A 15,707-nucleotide genomic window follows, 5' to 3' on the forward strand; every position below is an offset into this window, starting at 1 on the left:
GAGCAAGCGGGAAACGCGCCGCGCCCGCCGGGAATGCGGAAAGGTACGGCGGGAGAGCGGCGGGGAGCGCTGCGGGAGAGCGGCGCGCGCGCAGGAGCGCGCCCCGCCCGCTGCCGTGTGTGATAGCTCTCCGGTTCCCCCTATGGATCGACTGGTCGTTCGAGGCGCTCGGCAGCACAACCTCAAGAACGTCAGCGTGTCGCTTCCGCGCGACCGCCTGGTGGTGATCACCGGCCCGAGCGGCTCGGGCAAGTCGTCCCTGGCGTTCGACACCATCTACGCGGAGGGGCAGCGCCGCTACGTCGAGTCGCTCTCCGCGTACGCGCGGCAGTTCCTCGAGCAGCTGTCCAAGCCCGACGTGGAGTCGATCGAGGGCCTCTCGCCCGCGATCGCGATCGAGCAGCGCGCGCTGGCCAAGAGCCCGCGCTCGACCGTCGGCACGGTGACCGAGATCTCGGACTACCTCCGCCTGCTCTTCGCGCGGGTCGGCACCCCCCACTGTCCCGCGTGCGGCAAGCGGATCGAGGCCCAGACCGTGCAGCAGATCGTCGACCGCATCCTCGATTTCGGGGACAAGACGCGGGTCACGATCATGGCGCCGATCGCGCGGGGCCGCCGCGGCGAGCTGAAGCTCGACATCGAGCGGCTGCGGCGCGAGGGGTTCGTGCGCGCGCGCATCGACGGCGAGATCGTCGACCTCGGCGACGAGATCGTCCTCGACCGCACGCGCGCCCACGACCTCGACGTGGTCGTGGACCGGATCGTGGTCAAGGAGGGCATCAAGGGCCGGCTCACCGACTCGGTCGAGCTCGCCCTCAAGCTGGGCGAAGGCCGGCTGCTCGTCGACATCTCCAGCGACGGCATGAAGATCGAGCCGCTCTGGATGAGCGAGCGCTTCGCGTGCATCGACTGCGGCATCTCCCTGCCGCCGATCGAGCCGCGGATGTTCTCCTTCAACGGCCCGCACGGCGCCTGCCCCGCCTGCGACGGCATCGGCGCGAGGACGCGCATCGATCCGGACCGCGTGGTGCCCGATCCGCGGCGCACGCTCCGCGAGGGCGCCGTGGTGGCCTGGGGGCGCCGCGGCTCGCTCTCGCTCGCCACCGAGACGGAGCGGGCCGTGAGCGCGCTCGGCTGCGATCCGGACGTGCCGTGGGCGAAGCTGCCGGCGGCCGTGCGGCAGGCGATCCTCGAGGGGAGCGACGCCCCGGGCGCCGGCGGCCGGGGGAAGAAGAAGGCGGCCTACGAGGGGATCATCCCGCGGCTCGAGCGGCTCCTGAGCAGCGGCGAGCCCGCCCTCGCCGACGAGGAGGACGCCGATCCCGACGAGGACAGCGCCGCGCTCTCCGACGAGATCGGCCGCTTCGTCATCACGCGGGTGTGCGACGCCTGCGACGGCAGGCGCCTGCGCCCCGAGGCGCTCGCCGTCCGCCTCGGCGATCGCAACATCGCGGAGGTCGGCACCCTGCCGCTGCGCACGTTGCGCACCTTCCTCGAGGGGCTCATGCCGCCCAAGGACGGAGCGCCGCGGCCCTCCGGCGGCGGCGACGCCGCGGGCGAGCCGTCGGCCGACGGCGGGCTCGCGCCGCGCGAGCGCGCCATCGCCGAGCCGCTGCTCCGCGCGGTGATCGCCCGCCTCGGCTTCCTCATCGACGTCGGGCTCGACTACCTCACGCTGGATCGCTCCGCGCAGACCCTCTCCGGCGGCGAGGGGCAGCGCATCCGCCTGGCGACGCAGATCGGGGCCGCGCTCGTCGGCGTGCTCTACGTGCTCGACGAGCCCTCGGTGGGCCTGCACGCGCGCGACAACACGCGCCTGCTCGAGGCGCTCCGGCGGCTCGTGGATCTCGGCAACACCGTCGTCGTCGTCGAGCACGACCGCGACGCCATCCTCGCGGCCGACCACGTCGTGGACATGGGCCCGGGCGCGGGCGTGCACGGCGGCAACGTCGTGGCGCAGGGCACGCCCGAGGAGCTGAGCGCCGATCCCGCGTCGATCACGGGCCCCTACCTCAGCGGCAAGAAGCAGCTGGCGATCCCCACGAAGCGCCGGCGCCCCGACGGGCGCTTCATCCGCGTGGCCGGCGCGCGGGCGCACAACCTCCGCAACGTGACGGCCGAGATCCCGGTCGGCCTGTTCTGCACGGTCACGGGCGTGTCCGGCTCCGGCAAGTCGAGCCTCATCGTCGACACGCTCCTGCCGGCCGCGAAGAACGAGCTGTACCGGAGCTCCGCCCCGATCGGCGCGTGCGACGGCATCGAGGGCCTCTCGCACATCGACAAGGTGATCTCGATCGATCAGGCGCCCATCGGCCGCACGCCGCGCTCCAACCCGGCGACGTACACGGGGGTCTTCGGGCTGCTCCGCGAGCTGTACGCGGGCCTCCCGGAGGCGAGGACGCGCGGGTACAAGGCGGGCCGCTTCTCGTTCAACGTGAAGGGCGGCCGCTGCGAGGCGTGCCAGGGCGACGGCGTGCTCCGGATCGAGATGCACTTCTTGCCCGACATCTTCGTCACGTGCGAGACGTGCGGGGGCCGCCGGTACAACCGCGAGACGCTCGAGGTGCTCTACCGCGGGATGTCGATCGCGGACGCGCTCGACCTCACGGTCGAGCAGGCGATCGAGCAGTTCGAGGCGCTCCCCCGCGTCCGCGAGCGGCTCGCCGCGCTCGCGCGGGTCGGCCTCGGCTACATCACGCTGGGCCAGCCCGCGACGACGCTCTCGGGCGGCGAGGCGCAGCGCGTGAAGCTCGCGCGCGAGCTCGCGCGCAAGGCCACCGGCCGCACGCTCTACGTGCTCGACGAGCCGACCACGGGCCTGCACTTCTCGGACATCGAGGTGCTCACCGCGAGCCTCATGAGCCTGCGCGACGCCGGGAACACCGTCCTCGTCATCGAGCACAACCTCGACGTCATCGCGTGCAGCGACTGGGTGATCGATCTCGGCCCCGAGGGCGGCGAGCGCGGCGGGACGATCGTCGCGGCGGGCACCCCGGAGGACGTCGCCCAGGAGGAGGCGTCGTTCACCGGCGCGTACCTGCGCGAGGTGCTCGCGGCGTCCAAGCGCCGCGGTCCGCAGGCGCCGCGCGGCAAGGCGGCGGCCCGCAAATAAAAGAGCGGGCGTGGCCCCGCCCGGTCCTCGCGAGGTGGACCGGAGGCGGAGCGCACGCCCGACGGCGCGGCGGCACCACCGCGGAGGCCGCCGAGGCGGACCTCCGCGCGCGGCGGTCAGCCGTAGTCCTTCTCGACCCGCTCCTGGTCCTCTTTGCAGCGGATGCAGAGGGTCGTCTCGGGGCGCGCCTCGAGGCGCTTCGCCGAGATCTCCTCCTCGCACTCCTCGCACTGGCCGAACGTGCCGTCCTCGATCTTCAGGAGCGCCTTGTGGATCTTGTCGAGGAACGACTTCTCGCGGCCGCGGAGCCGGAAGGTGAACGACTGCAGGTACTCGCTCGACGCGAGGTCCATCTCGTCCGGGAGATCGTTCGCGTCGAGCATCATGTCTTCGGTCAGCGTTTGCTTGGCCTTCTTGACGATCTCGTCGCGCTTCGTCTCAAGCAGGGTCTTGAACTTTTTCAGCTGGGCCTTGTTCATAGGTCCTCTCGCGTCGAATGCGCCGTTCGGCGCCGCCGTCTGAGCTCCCTGGCGCATGCAAGCCGCGGGGCGTCGACCCCCGGGCTGCCGGAACGGGGCTTACGGCTCCGCGACATGTCCGGAGAGGCCAGATAGCCCCCCGAAATAGCGAGGCGCGGGATTCTAGGCGTGAGCGCCGTGCCCGTCAACGACGCCTCCGTCGGTGGCAGAGTTCGTCCGATGCGCGCGGCGATCACCGCTGCATGCACCGCTGCGGCGCCGCGCTCGGCGCAACGGCCGCGACCGATCGCTCGCAGCGGCATCGATGTCGGGAGAGCGTGGAAAGCGCCTGCGGGAGCGCCCCGAGGCGCAGGAAAGAGCGGCGGTTTTGGCCCCAAACCCGCATGCTCACCGCAGAGCACGCCGGAAAAGAGACGCAGCGGACGGTTTGACGAAAGACAGCTCACGTGGAACAAATTTATCCCATATTGCTGGATTTCGATCAGAACCGAACCCCGATCCGACCTCGCGATGCCGCCACGGTGATCGTCCTGCGTGACGGTCGCGTGGGGGTCGAGGTGTTCTGCGTCCGCCGCCACGCGAGCTCGAGCTTCATGGGCGGCGCCGTGGTGTTCCCGGGTGGGAAGGTGGACGCGCAGGACGGCGCGGAAGTCTGGAGGGATCGGGCGACCGATCCGCCGGCGCGCGCCGCTGCGCTCGCGACGGACGCGATCGCGGCGCGCGCGCTGTGCGTGGCGGCGTGCCGCGAGACGCTGGAGGAGGGGGCGATCCTGCCGACGGATCCGCCGCTGTCCGGCGACGAGATCGACGCGGTCGCGCGGGAGCTCGCCGCCGGGACGCCGCTCGACGCGAGCCTCGAGCGGCGTGGCCTGAGGCTCGCCCTCGCGGCGCTCGTGCCGTGGGCCCGGTGGATCACCCCCGCCGCCGAGGCGCGCCGCTTCGACGCGCGCTTCTTCCTGCTGCCGCTACCGCGCGGCCAGGTCGGGCGCCACGACGGGCACGAGACGACGATGAGCTTCTGGGCCGCGCCCTCGGAGGTGCTGGAGCGCGCCGCGCGTGGCGAGATCGTTCTCGCCCCGCCGACGTCGCGCACGCTCGAGCTGCTCGCCGCGGCCCGGGACGTGCGCAGCGCCGTGGCGCTCGCGGAACGCCAGCCGCTCCTGCCGATCTGCCCGCGCTTCGTCCCGGGCGATGGGGCCGAGCCGCCCTACCTGGCGCTGCCGGGCGACCCCTCGCACGAGCTCCGCGAGCGGCGCGTCGACGGCCCGACCCGTTATGTCCTGCGCGACGGGCGCTTCGTCGCTGAAGAATGCTGCGCACATGGATCCCCGATCCACATCAAACAGGAACGAGAGCCCAGATCCACGACGAGCTTCGACACCCCCCAGACGAATGCCCCCTCCGTGCCGGCGACGCCTGATCTCGAGGAGTGAGCCATGGAAACGAACCCGAAAGAGAACACGACGCAGCCCGAGCTGTTCACCGCGAGCGACGTCGCGCGCTTCTGTCAGGTGGACCTCAAGACCATCCACAACTGGGCGGACAAGGGGGAAATCCGCCACTTCCGCACGCCCGGACGGCACCTCCGCTTCCGGCGGCTGGACGTGCTCGATTTCCTCCGAAAGTACGGCTACCCCATCCCGGAGATCCTGCGGATGGGCAAGCCGAAGGTCGTCGTGGTCGACGACGACCCCGCCGTCCTCGCCGCCCTCCGCAAGACCCTCTCGCGGAGGTTCGACCTGACCACGTTCCAGGATCCGTTCGACGCCCTCGTCGCGGTGGGCAACCTCCAGCCCGACGCGCTCATCCTGGACGTGATGATGCCGGGGCTCGACGGCGTGCGCTGCCTGGAGCGCCTCCGGTCGATCGACTCGACCTCGCACATCCGCTGTATCGTCTACTCGAACCACGAGGAGATGAAGAAGAACGCGACCGAGGCCGGCGCCTACGACTTCATCAAGAAGGGCGAGGCCGGCGAGCTGCGCGACTCGCTCGAGCGGCTCATGGGCCTCGAGCGGGGGTGATCCCGGCGCGGGCGGCGCCTCGCTGGGCCGTCCTCGCCCTTCACTTGCCCTCGCGGTAGGCGCGGATCGCGTTCACGATGGCGTCCGCCATCTTCTGCCGGAAATCGGCGGTGGCGAGGCGCGCCTCGTCCTCGGGGTTCGAGATGAACGAGGTCTCGAACAGCGCGGCCGGCATGTCGGCGCCCGCGAGGACGAAGAAGCCCGCGCCCTTGACGCCCTGGTCCTTCGTGTCGGGGTAGCGGGGCGACAGCGAGGCGAGCGACGACCGCTGGAGGAGCTCGGCGAAGTGGCGCGAGCGGGCCGCCATGTCGCCGACGTTGAGGTTCGACAGGATCGCCGCCACCTCGCGGCGGGCGTCGGGATCGCCCGGATCGGCGCCCTGCCCTCCCCTGGCGGCGCGGGCGGCGTTCTCGCGCGCCGCGAGCGCGGCCGACGTCGACTCGGCGTCGTGGGGCGCCGCGAGCGAGAAGGTCTGGACCCCGCGCGCGCGGCCGTTGTCGCTGGCGTTGCAGTGGATCGAGACGAACAGGTCGGCGTGGAACGCGTTCGCGCGCGCGGTGCGGAGCTCGAGCGGGACGTAGACGTCGCTGTCCCGGGTGAGGAGCGTCTCGATCTTGAGCTCGCGCGCGAGGAGCGGGGCGACGCGGTGGGCGACGTCGAGCGTCACGTCCTTCTCCTTCAGCCCGGTCGGGCCGACCGCGCCGGTGTCGTTGCCGCCGTGCCCGGGGTCGATCGCGACGCGCCGGACCTCCCGCGCGCCGCCGGGCTTGGCCTCGTCGTCGCGCACCGGCGGGCGGGTGCTCACGTCGACGACGATCCGGAACGGCTCGGGCAGGTAGAAGATCCGGCGGTACAGGTTGGCGGCGAGATCGAGGACGACGCGCGTGCCCTTCGGCTGCACGCCGACGCGCACGCGCCTGAGGACGCCGCCGACCTCGATCTCCCGCGCGACGCCGCGCGACGTCGCCCGCGCGATGTCGACGAAGATGCGCGCGTCCTTGCCGGCGGTCTCGTCCGCCGGGAGCGTGCCGACGTTGAACGTCGTCGGCGCGGAGAGCTCGATGACCACGCGCGCCCCCTTGTCCGAGCCGTGCCGCTCGATCGACGTGACCTTCACCGGGGCTGCGGGCGCCGCGGACGCCGGTGGAGCGACGACGAGATCGCCCGCGGCGTCGGCGGTCGCCTGCACCGGCGCCGCGCTCGCCGGCGCGGCGGAGGCGCCCGGCGCGAGCGCGAGCGCGAGCGCGACGCCCTCGACGCGGTGCCCCTCCTGCTCCAGGGCGCGCAGCGCGTCCCCGCTGGGCCGGTAGGCGACGGCCTGCGCCAGGGCGACCGCGATGGCGCCGAGGCACGGCGACGGCGCGGGCGGCGCGCCGCCGGACGCGGGCGGCGAGAGGGCCGCGTAGCGCCGGGAGACCAGGTAGAGCTCGCGGTACGCGACGGCGGCGTCGCGGGCGAGCTCGCCGGCGAGCAGCGCGCGGCGGCGCTCGGCCTGGCACGCGCGCTCGAGGTGGGCCGGATCGGCCGAGGCGCGGAAGGCGGTCGCCGCGGCGCTGTACAGCTCCATCGCCTCGCGCGCGTCGGTGGCCGCCTGATCGAGGCGGAAGAGCCGCACGCGAAGGTCGGCGGCGAGCTCCGCGAGCGCGGCGGCCGGCGCCCCGGCCTCGGCCCGCGACGACGCGATGGCGACGGCGTCGGCGAGGGCGACCGTCTCGGCGCGGGGCGGGAGCAGCGCGCCCGGATCGAGCAGCGCGGCGGCGCGCTGCTCGTCGGAGAGGGCGGCGGGAGCGGCGGGCGCGCCGCCGTCGGCGCCGCACCCGAGGGTGTGCGCGACCACTGCAAAAAGCGTGATCGCCGAGGAGGCCAGGGCGTTACGATGCGGCTGCGCTGGGGTGGTGCGCCGTGGTTTCGCCAGAGCTGCCCCGCGCGCCGAGCGAACGGCGATACGTCCCGGAGGTTTCACGTGCCCGACCTCACGCCCACTTCATCCACAGAACCCCTCTACGCGGATCGTGCGTCGGGGGAGAGGTTTGCCGACGCGACGAGCATGGTCAACGCGTATCTCGCCCGGTACGCCGCGAGCCCCCGGGGCGGGGCCGGATCGCCGGGCGGCGCGGGCGCGCGCGCGCTCGACGAGACCGGGTACGCGCAGCTCCAGCACGGGAGCGCGACGATCGGCGTCAACGTGCTCGAGGCCCAGGGGGTCCTGATGGTGTTCTCGCCGATCATGGCCGTCCCCCAAAGCGGGCGGGAGGCCTTCTACCGGCGCCTCCTGGAGCTCAGCTTCGTCGCCACCTCCGACGCGGCGTTCGCGATCGACCGGTCGCGCAACGAGGTGGTGGTGCGCTGCCTGCGGCGGCTCAGCGCGCTCGAGTACGAAGAGTTCGAGGATATCGTCACGACGGTGAGCCAGGTCGCCGACCAATGGGACGACGCGCTGCTGCGCGAGGTGCGCGGCGGATGAGCGGGTCGAGTCGCCTCCCGGGGCGTCGGGCGGCGCGCGCCCCCGCCGCCGCGCGGCGGGAGGGCGACGCGCGGATCCGTCGCGAGATTGCGGTGCGGCAGACGCGGGTGATAAGTTCCTCACCGCGATGACTGCGGGGGAGCGACCGACGACCGCGGAACCTGGTGAGCGCTCCCTCTCTGCGGAGGAAGCGGATCGGATCGCGGCGTCGATCCGGCCCTCCTGGGAGGGGTTCGACGAGCGGGGCAGCGCCCCCGGCGCTCGGGGCGACGAGCGCGGCAGCGCCCCCGGCGGCCGAGGCGACGAGCGCGGCAGCGCCCCCGGCGCCCCGGCCGCGAAGCCGCCGGAGGCCGCGGCGGCGCCCCCCGCCGATGCGCCGGCCGCGGGGCGTGAGCCGGCGATGGCCGCCTTCTCTGCCGCGCCGATCGCGCCTGCGGCGCGCGTGCTGGAAGCGCCGCCCGCCGGCGCCTCCGGCGTGTCCGACACCGTGATCGAGGGGGTCCCGACCATCCCCGTCGGCGACGACGCACAGGGGGCGCCGGCCGCGGAGGCCGCGCCCAAGGCTGCAGCGGGCGCTCCCGATGCTGGCGCGCAGGACAGCCCGTCTCCTCGACCGCTCGCGGATGCCCAGACGCACGGCGGCGCTGCCGGCGCCGGCGCTCCGGAGGGCGGCGCGGCGAAGCCGGGCCAGTACCTCGCGCCCGCCGGAAAGACGCGCGTGGGCGTCGGCGCGCCGGACGCGGCGGACGACGCGCCTGCGGCCGAGCGCGGCGGCGAGGCCGGCGCGCGGGCCGCTGAACCGGGGCGCCCGGAGCTGGCCCCCTCCCCTGAGCCTGAGCCGCCGTCCGCGCGGCCTGCGCGCACCCGCTCTCGCGCCGCGCGCCCGGCGACGGAGGGCGCCGGTTCGGTCGCCGCGTCCGCCGTGCGCACGGAAGACCACGATCCGATCGAGCTCCCGGTCTCCACGCCGAACAAGGCGGCGCTGCGGATCGTCATCGCGCTCGTCGGCGCGGTCTTCCTCTTCTTCGTCATCCGCGCCCTGCGTCACGACGACGCCGGCGCCGATCCCACGCCGCCCGCGGCGGAGGCGCCGTCCGCGGCGACGGCGGCGCCTCCCGCCGCCGCCGCGCAGGCGACCGACGGCCCTTCGCCCGCCGCCGCTGCCACGGAGGTCGGCGTTGCGCCGGCGCCGAGCGCCTCGGCGCCGGCGAGCCCTCCGGCCTCCGCGGCGGCGACGTCTCCCGCCGCCGCGCCGCCGTCATCCTCCGCGCCGCCGGCCGCCGCCGCGCCGCCCACCGCCGCCACGCCGCCGGCGACGCCGGCGACCGAGCCCAAGGCAGCTCCGGCACCGAAGAAGCCTGTGCCGGCGCAGCGCGGGACCACGACCGGGGGCAACAAGGGCGGAGGCATCATCCGCGATGCCCCCTTCTGAAGCGCCCCGCTTTCCGCCTCGGCAGCGAGGCTTGCTGCAGTCGTTAGTCACCTACCGCGGACGCCGACGAGGCGAAGCCCGACCTGAGGAGCCATGAAAACACGCGCCTGCGCCCCCGTTCTCCTGCTCTCGCTCTTCGCTCCTGCTGTGCTCACCGAGGCCGGGCTCACCTCCTCTCTTCTCGGCGAGCCGCTCTGCTTCGCGCAGTCGTCCGATCCCGTCACCGAGGTCGCGCGCCAGCGTTACGAGGACGGCGTCAAGGCGTATGACGCGGGTCGGTTCGAGGATGCGCGTACGGCGTTTCTTCAGGTCTACGCGCTCAAGCGTCACCCGGCCGTGCTGCTCAACCTCGGGCAGAGCGAGCTTCGCTCCAACCACCTGGAGGACGCCGGCAAGCACCTCCAGCAGTTCCTGCGCGAGCACACCACCGCGACCCCGGACCAGCGCGCCGCCGCCGAGAAGGCGCTCGCCGACGTGAAGCGGCGGACCGGCTTCATCATCGTGACGGCCGACGCGAACGGCGCGGACATCAGCGTCGACGGCGTCCTCGTCGGCAAGGCGCCCCTGCTCGATCCGGTGTTCGTGCCCCCCGGCAAGCACACCTTGTTCGCGACCTACCAGGACCGCTCGGCGACGGTCCAGGTGGATGCGAAGGTCGGGACGGCCACGCCGGCGACGCTCACCCTGGGAACGACCGGCGCGCCCGCCGCCACCGCGCCGACGCCCGCGCCGGGGGCGCTGCCGACCACGCCGGCCCCGGGCGCGCCAGCCGGGGCCACGCCGCCGGGCACCGCGCAGCCGGCCCCCGGCTCGCCGACGCCGGGCGCGACGACCCCGGGCGCGCCGGCGCCTGACGCGACGACGCCCGGCGCGACCGCACCCGGCGCGACGGTGCCCGGCGCAGCGGCCCCCGGCGCGACGGCACCGAGCGCTCCGCCGGCGGCGGCGACGGGCTCCGGCGGGCTCAGCGTCTCGACGAGCAGCACGCTGGGCACGATGGGCCCGGACCAGACCTCCGGCGGCCGCGAGCCGTTCTTCCACTGGTACGCGCGCAAGCCGCTCGCCTGGGTGGGGACCGGCGTCGCGGGCGTCGGTCTGGTCATGGGGATCGTCGGCTCGGCGATCGTCGTCAACGCGCGCGGCAACGCCGACGAGGTCGGGCAGACGATCGAGGCGTACGTCGCGAGCCACGAGAGCACGATCCCCGCGAACCGCAGGTCGCAGCCGTGCGGCGCGCGCGAGGATCCCTCGGGCGACCTCCCCGGCTTCCAGACCGCGTGCGGGACCCTCCGGGATGAGCTCGACCGCTACGACGGCGCGCTCCCCTGGGCGATCACCGGGTGGGTCCTCCTCGGCGTCGGGGTCGTCGGCACCGCGACGTACGCGATGATCGATTGGTACCCCCAGAAGCAGCAGACCGCGTCGGGCGGCCCGCGCATCACGGCGATCGCGCCGTTCGTGGCGCCCGGTCAGGCCGCCCTCGGCGTCGCGGGCACCTTCTAGAGCGGTTTTTAGCTGGGACTGACACATCGTCGTCCGTCTCGTCCCCGTCTCTCGTCCCCGTCTTTCGTCCCCGTCTTTCGTCTTCGCTCTTCCGTGCGCGTGCGCGCTCATTCCGGGGAATCGCGCACGCGCACGCGCACGAGGGACGCGCACGAAGACGGGAGACGGGAGACGGAAGACGGAAGACGGAAGACGGGAGACGGCCTGGAGCCTGTCGCGCCGCGCGTGCGAGCATCAGCGGCGGCGCGCGCTGTGGACCGCCGCGCAAGCCGCCCACGTCGGTTGACCTGGGTTCGCCGCTAGGTAGCCTCGCCGTCGTGGAGCTGCGGTTCGACCTCTGGCACCTGGCGTTCGTGAGCCTCGTCGCGGGCCGGGCTCCGCCAAATTTCGAGGTCCTGTCCGAGGTGCGGCTCACGATCGAGCCCCAGCGCGCCGACCTCTTGCTCCTTCGACGGGTCGGCGCCGAGCGGAAGGACGACCAGGCGCTCGTGCTGCGCGCGCTCTGGGCGCGGCTCGGGCGGGTGGCGATCGTGGAGTACAAGAGCCCCGCCGAGTCGTCGTTCCGGCCCGGCGATCTGGTGCGGCTCGTGACCTATGGCGGACTGTACGAGACGGCCCACCTCGACGAGCTACCGGCGCCAGGGGACCTGACGCTGGTGCTGGTGGTCGCGTCGGTAACGCCGACGCTGCGCGAGGATCTGGCGCGCAAGGGCTGGACCCTGAGCCCGCTCGGGGGTGGGTATGCGCGCATCGACGGGCCGATGTACACTACGTACCTCGCGATCACGGACGAGGTGACCGACGCGGAACGCGACGACTACCTGCGGCTCTTCAGCCATCGGCCCGCCCACCCGGGCGAGGCAGCGCGGTGGCTGAAGCAGTGGATGAGGGACACGAGGATGAAGCAGCCGGACATCGAGGAGCTCCCCGGGTACGAGGAGATGTTCCAGAAGCTGGTCGAGGCGATGCCCGTGGAAAAGCGGCTCGCCGGGCTCGCTCCCGAGCAGCGGCTCGCCGGGCTTGCCCCCGAGCAGCGGCTCGCCGGGCTTGCCCCCGAGCAGCGGCTCGCCGGCCTCGCTCCCGAGCAGCGGCTCGCCGGGCTTGCCCCCGAGCAGCGGCTCGCCGGGCTTGCCCCCGAGCAGCGGCTCGCCGGGCTTGCCCCCGAGCAGCGGCTCGCCGGGCTTGCCCCCGAGCAGGCGATCCTCGCGCTCCCGGTCGAGGTGCTGCGCATGCTCCCCGAGGAGCATCTCCAGTCGCTCCCCGCCGACGTTCAGGAAACGATCAAGAAGCGCCTCCGGGGCACCGCTCATTGACGTGCGGATCGCGAGAGCAAGGCCCACTGGATGCGCCCTCGAGTGACGATGTCGCCCGCTTAATCTCGGTGCGCGCTCAGCGGCCCGGGGGATGAGGGACACGAGGATGAAGCAGCCGGACATCGAGGAGCTCCCAGAGTACGAGGAGATGTTCCAGAAACTGGTCGAGGCGATGCCTCTGGAAAAGCGGCTCGCCGGCCTCACCCTCGAGCAGCGGCTCGCCGGCCTCACCCCCGAGCAGGTGATCCTCCTGCTCCCGGTGGAGGTGCTGCGCATGCTCTCCGAGGAGCATCTCCAGTCGCTCCCCGCCGACGTTCAGGAGACGGTCAAGCAGCGCCTCCGGGGCACCGCCCAGTGACGCGTGGATCGCGAGCGCAAGGCCCAGTGGATGCGCCCTCGCGGACAACCTCGCCCGCCTGATCTCGGTGCGCGATCAGCGGCCCGCGGATGGTCGCATGGTCTCGTGGGACAACGGAGGGGCAGCGATACCTGATGAGCACGAGCCAGCGCATCGAGCCGTCCATCGGGTCTTCCCGGCGGACAGCCCGGTCCTGGCGGAGCGCGACCGGTTGAGTAAGGCGCTCCTGTCAGCGTGACAGCGGGGTTACGGCGCGTCCGCAGCGCTGGCACGCCGCGTTCTCGGGAGTGGCTTCAGACCGGCGCGGGCTCGATGGGCTTCGGCTCGGCGGGCTTGGGCTCGACGGGCTTCGACTCGGCGGGCTTGGTCTCGGCGGGCTTGGTCTCGGCGGGCTTGGTCTCGGCGGGCTTGGTCTCGACGGGCGCCGGCTCGTCCGGCGCGGCGGCGCTGCCGCGGCGCTTCGGGCGGAGCCTCCGCAGGGCGTTGCGGAACGAGGTGGCGCTGAAGCGGCGCTTCGCCTCGGGGAGGTCCCAGCAGGCGTTGACGCCGGCGGCGCGCGCCTCGTTCCCGAGCAGCGTGGCATACGTCACGATGGAGTTGCGGAGCACCATCGCCTCTTCCCGGTTCCGCAGGCCGAGGATGCCGAGCAGGTCGCGGCCGCTCACTTCATCGAGCAGGGCGCTGCCTTCGCGCAGGAAGTCCTCGGTGAGGCCGACGGGCGCGAGGCGGGCCTGGTGCTGCTTGGCGAGCCGGAGCAGCATGGCGAGATCGCTGGTCTCTTCCGTGAGCGTGCCGCTCGTGTTGACGTCGGCGAACTGCTCGGCGACGTCCGGCTCGAACGCGAACGCCTGGTCGGCGAACGCCTTGAGCCGCGCGCGCCACGGCCGGCTCGCCTTGATCACCTGGTCGATGGGCCGCACCTGGTAGGCGCCGGTCCGCTTGCCCTCGCCGAACCAGAGGTTCGCGGTGTCGAGCAGCTGCAGGGCGCCGCGGAGCAGCGCGCGGCGCTCGGGACCGTAGGCCTTGCTCGCGAGCGCCGCCTCGTACTGGACGACGGCCAGGTAGAGGTCCCGGAGCTCCGTGAGGGTGATCGAGATGGGTTGGCTCGGCTCCATGACCTCGCGGATGATGCGGTCCATCTCGGGCCGCGCGGCATCGAGGAGAGCCTGAAACTCCGCGGGGGTCGCGACCGCGCGGGTCTCCTTCAGGACGGCGTGCTGCTCTTGTGACAGTTCGATTCCCATGAACCTACCTCCAGTGGGGGTGGCGAGCGGGCAGGCGTAGCACTGCGGCAGAGATCGCGGCCGCACCAGGCAAGATGCGGCCGTCCGGAAGCACGGTGTCGACGCCGGGGAGCTGCGCCAGCGCGCCCGGGATGCGCACCAGCGGGCCGGGGCGCGACCCCAGCAAGCCGCGAGCGCGACCCAGCGGCCCGGGAGCACGGCCAGCGCCGCCGAGACGGCCGGGAACCGTGCCAGCACGTCCGAGGAGCCGCACCAGCACGTCCGAGGAGCCGCACCAGCACGTCCGAGGAGCCGCACCAGCACGTCCGAGGAGCCGCACCAGCACGTCCGAGGAGCCGCACCAGCACGTCCGAGGAGCCGCACCAGCACGTCCGAGGAGCCGCACCAGCACGTTCGAGGAGCCGTACCAGCACATCCAGGGAGCTGTACCAGCAGGCCCGAGGAGCCCTACCAGCGGGTGCTGGCAGGCATCCCGGGCCTGCCGGGCAGGCGCCGGGAGCTGCTGGCAGGGCGCCGGGAGCTGCTGGGATTAGGGGAATGCGCCGACGCTCACGCGCCGCCCGCCTCGATGATGGCCCGAGCCTCGGCCGGGTGGCGCTTGCACTCGAGCAGCGCTCCGAGCAGGAGCGGCGCCACGATGGTGGCGTCCGACTCGATCACGAACATGGGCGTGTCCGCGGTCAGCTTGTCCCAGGTGATCTTCTCGTTGGGCGTGGCGCCGGAGTACGAGCCGTAGGACGTCGTCGAGTCGGAGATCTGGCAGAAGTAGGCCCAGGGCCGGGCCGGCTCGTCGAGATCGTACTTGAGCGACGGCACCACGCAGATGGGGAAGTCCCCCGCGATGCCCCCGCCGATCTGGAAGAACCCGACGCCCGCGCCCGCGCTGAGCGCGCGGTACTGATCGTACAGCGCGGCCATGTACTCGATGCCAGACTTCACGATGCTCGGGGAGCACTCGCCCCGCCTCACGTAGGACGCGAAGATGTTGCCGAAGGTCGAGTCCTCGTGGCCCGGGACCACCAGCGGCAGCCCGGCCTCCGCGGCAGCCAGCAACCAGCACTCCTCGGGCGGTCCGCGGTGGAGCGCGGGCTCGACCGCCCGGACCAGCTCGTAGAAGTACTCGTGCCAGAAGCGGCGCTCGCCGCTCGCCGTCGCCCGCTCCCACATGGGGACGATGTGCTTCTCCACCGCGCGGAAAGCCTCGTCCTCGGGGATGCTGGTGTCGGTCACGCGCCGCATCCGGTCCTCGAGGATCCGCGTGTCGTCCTGCTTGGTGAAGTAACGGTAGTCGGGGAAGTCGCGGTAGCCGTCGTGCGCCACGAGGCGAAACAGCGACTCCTCCAGGTTGGCGCCGGTCACCGACATGCCGTGGATCAGGCCGGCGCGGATGGCCGGCGCCAGGGTGATGCCGAGCTGGGCCGAAGACATCGCCCCGGCCACGGCCCAGAACATCTTCCCCCCGCGCTCGATGTGCTCCCAGTAGGCGAGGAGCGCATCGCGCGTCGCGCGGGCATTGAAATTCTTGTAGTTGCGGAGAACGAACGAGAGGAGGGGCAGCGTCGTGGACGCCGACGTCGTTCCAGACATGTTTCGCCGAGCCTCGGCGACCACGAAGGTCGTCCCGGTGGTCTCGGGTCGCGCAAGCCACCAGGGACGCGCTACGGACCGGCGCAGGCCGGGCCGCCATTGCAGCGTCGGGTGGCTTCGGGGGAACCCTAGCACGAGAATCGCCTCGTCGCCTGCAGCTCGGCCCTCCTCCTACGACGGCGTAAGCGCCG

General features: G+C 73.0%; 12 protein-coding genes. 8 read left to right on the plus strand and 4 right to left on the minus strand.

The window, feature by feature from the left end:
• The first annotated feature begins 142 nt into the window (after window positions 1-142).
• Window positions 143-3,112 carry an excinuclease ABC subunit UvrA gene (gene uvrA / locus WME98_RS47675; protein WP_437948210.1) on the plus strand — a complete coding sequence of 990 codons (2,970 nt, stop codon included), beginning with the start codon at window positions 143-145 and terminating at the stop codon, window positions 3,110-3,112.
• 116 nt (window positions 3,113-3,228) lie between these two features.
• On the opposite strand, the gene WME98_RS47680 is transcribed toward uvrA, so the two are convergent.
• Window positions 3,229-3,591, minus strand: a complete 363-nt coding sequence (locus tag WME98_RS47680; RefSeq protein ID WP_020736477.1) for a TraR/DksA family transcriptional regulator — start codon at window positions 3,589-3,591, stop codon at window positions 3,229-3,231.
• Between the two features lie 521 nt (window positions 3,592-4,112).
• Here WME98_RS47680 and WME98_RS47685 point away from each other — a divergent pair.
• Complete coding sequence (locus WME98_RS47685) at window positions 4,113-5,024, plus strand: NUDIX hydrolase (RefSeq protein ID WP_437948211.1); 912 nt, start codon at window positions 4,113-4,115, stop codon at window positions 5,022-5,024.
• 3 nt (window positions 5,025-5,027) lie between these two features.
• Window positions 5,028-5,615 carry a response regulator gene (locus tag WME98_RS47690; RefSeq protein WP_020736479.1) on the plus strand — a complete coding sequence of 196 codons (588 nt, stop codon included), beginning with the start codon at window positions 5,028-5,030 and terminating at the stop codon, window positions 5,613-5,615.
• A 40-nt stretch (window positions 5,616-5,655) separates the two neighbouring features.
• Here WME98_RS47690 and WME98_RS47695 read toward each other — a convergent pair whose 3' ends face one another.
• Window positions 5,656-7,452, minus strand: a complete 1,797-nt coding sequence (locus WME98_RS47695) for an N-acetylmuramoyl-L-alanine amidase (protein ID WP_437948212.1) — start codon at window positions 7,450-7,452, stop codon at window positions 5,656-5,658.
• Window positions 7,453-7,662: 210 nt separating this feature from the next.
• Between WME98_RS47695 and WME98_RS47700 the strand changes: the two genes are divergently transcribed.
• The 5 genes from WME98_RS47700 (at window position 7,663) to WME98_RS47720 (ending at window position 12,685) form a co-directional block, all read left to right on the plus strand.
• Window positions 7,663-8,079: a YbjN domain-containing protein gene (locus WME98_RS47700; protein WP_437948213.1), complete on the plus strand. Its 417-nt coding sequence runs from the start codon at window positions 7,663-7,665 to the stop codon at window positions 8,077-8,079.
• Window positions 8,080-8,206: 127 nt separating this feature from the next.
• Entirely contained in the window at window positions 8,207-9,511 is a 1,305-nt protein-coding gene (locus WME98_RS47705; RefSeq protein WP_437948214.1) for a hypothetical protein, read from the plus strand.
• A 93-nt stretch (window positions 9,512-9,604) separates the two neighbouring features.
• Window positions 9,605-11,014, plus strand: a complete 1,410-nt coding sequence (locus WME98_RS47710) for a hypothetical protein (RefSeq protein WP_437948215.1) — start codon at window positions 9,605-9,607, stop codon at window positions 11,012-11,014.
• A 317-nt stretch (window positions 11,015-11,331) separates the two neighbouring features.
• On the plus strand, window positions 11,332-12,327 hold the full coding sequence (locus WME98_RS47715; protein WP_437948216.1) for a hypothetical protein: 996 nt from the start codon (window positions 11,332-11,334) through the stop codon (window positions 12,325-12,327).
• Window positions 12,328-12,433: 106 nt separating this feature from the next.
• Window positions 12,434-12,685, plus strand: a complete 252-nt coding sequence (locus WME98_RS47720) for a hypothetical protein (RefSeq protein WP_437311614.1) — start codon at window positions 12,434-12,436, stop codon at window positions 12,683-12,685.
• A gap of 293 nt (window positions 12,686-12,978) precedes the next feature.
• On the opposite strand, the gene WME98_RS47725 is transcribed toward WME98_RS47720, so the two are convergent.
• Together WME98_RS47725 and WME98_RS47730 are read right to left on the minus strand one after the other, a co-directional pair.
• A complete protein-coding gene (locus tag WME98_RS47725; RefSeq protein ID WP_437948217.1) occupies window positions 12,979-13,929 on the minus strand; it encodes a hypothetical protein in 951 nt (316 codons plus the stop codon).
• Between the two features lie 549 nt (window positions 13,930-14,478).
• Window positions 14,479-15,516, minus strand: a complete 1,038-nt coding sequence (locus WME98_RS47730) for a deoxyhypusine synthase family protein (RefSeq protein WP_437339085.1) — start codon at window positions 15,514-15,516, stop codon at window positions 14,479-14,481.
• Window positions 15,517-15,707: the final 191 nt, after the last annotated feature.

The organism is Sorangium sp. So ce296, assembly GCF_051529605.1.
Taxonomy (GTDB): domain Bacteria; phylum Myxococcota_A; class Polyangia; order Polyangiales; family Polyangiaceae; genus Sorangium; species Sorangium cellulosum_D.

Excerpts from the sequence above, each read along its gene's own strand:
- WME98_RS47705 (WP_437948214.1), top strand. The coding sequence starts at position 8,207 with ATGACTGCGGGGGAGCGACCGACGACCGCGGAACCTGGTGAGCGCTCC.
- WME98_RS47720 (WP_437311614.1), top strand. The coding sequence starts at position 12,434 with ATGAAGCAGCCGGACATCGAGGAGCTCCCAGAGTACGAGGAGATGTTC.
- WME98_RS47700 (WP_437948213.1), top strand. The coding sequence starts at position 7,663 with ATGGTCAACGCGTATCTCGCCCGGTACGCCGCGAGCCCCCGGGGCGGG.
- WME98_RS47730 (WP_437339085.1), bottom strand. The coding sequence starts at position 15,516 with ATGTCTGGAACGACGTCGGCGTCCACGACGCTGCCCCTCCTCTCGTTC.
- uvrA (WP_437948210.1), top strand. The coding sequence starts at position 143 with ATGGATCGACTGGTCGTTCGAGGCGCTCGGCAGCACAACCTCAAGAAC.
- WME98_RS47710 (WP_437948215.1), top strand. The coding sequence starts at position 9,605 with ATGAAAACACGCGCCTGCGCCCCCGTTCTCCTGCTCTCGCTCTTCGCT.
- WME98_RS47690 (WP_020736479.1), top strand. The coding sequence starts at position 5,028 with ATGGAAACGAACCCGAAAGAGAACACGACGCAGCCCGAGCTGTTCACC.
- WME98_RS47680 (WP_020736477.1), bottom strand. The coding sequence starts at position 3,591 with ATGAACAAGGCCCAGCTGAAAAAGTTCAAGACCCTGCTTGAGACGAAG.
- WME98_RS47725 (WP_437948217.1), bottom strand. The coding sequence starts at position 13,929 with ATGGGAATCGAACTGTCACAAGAGCAGCACGCCGTCCTGAAGGAGACC.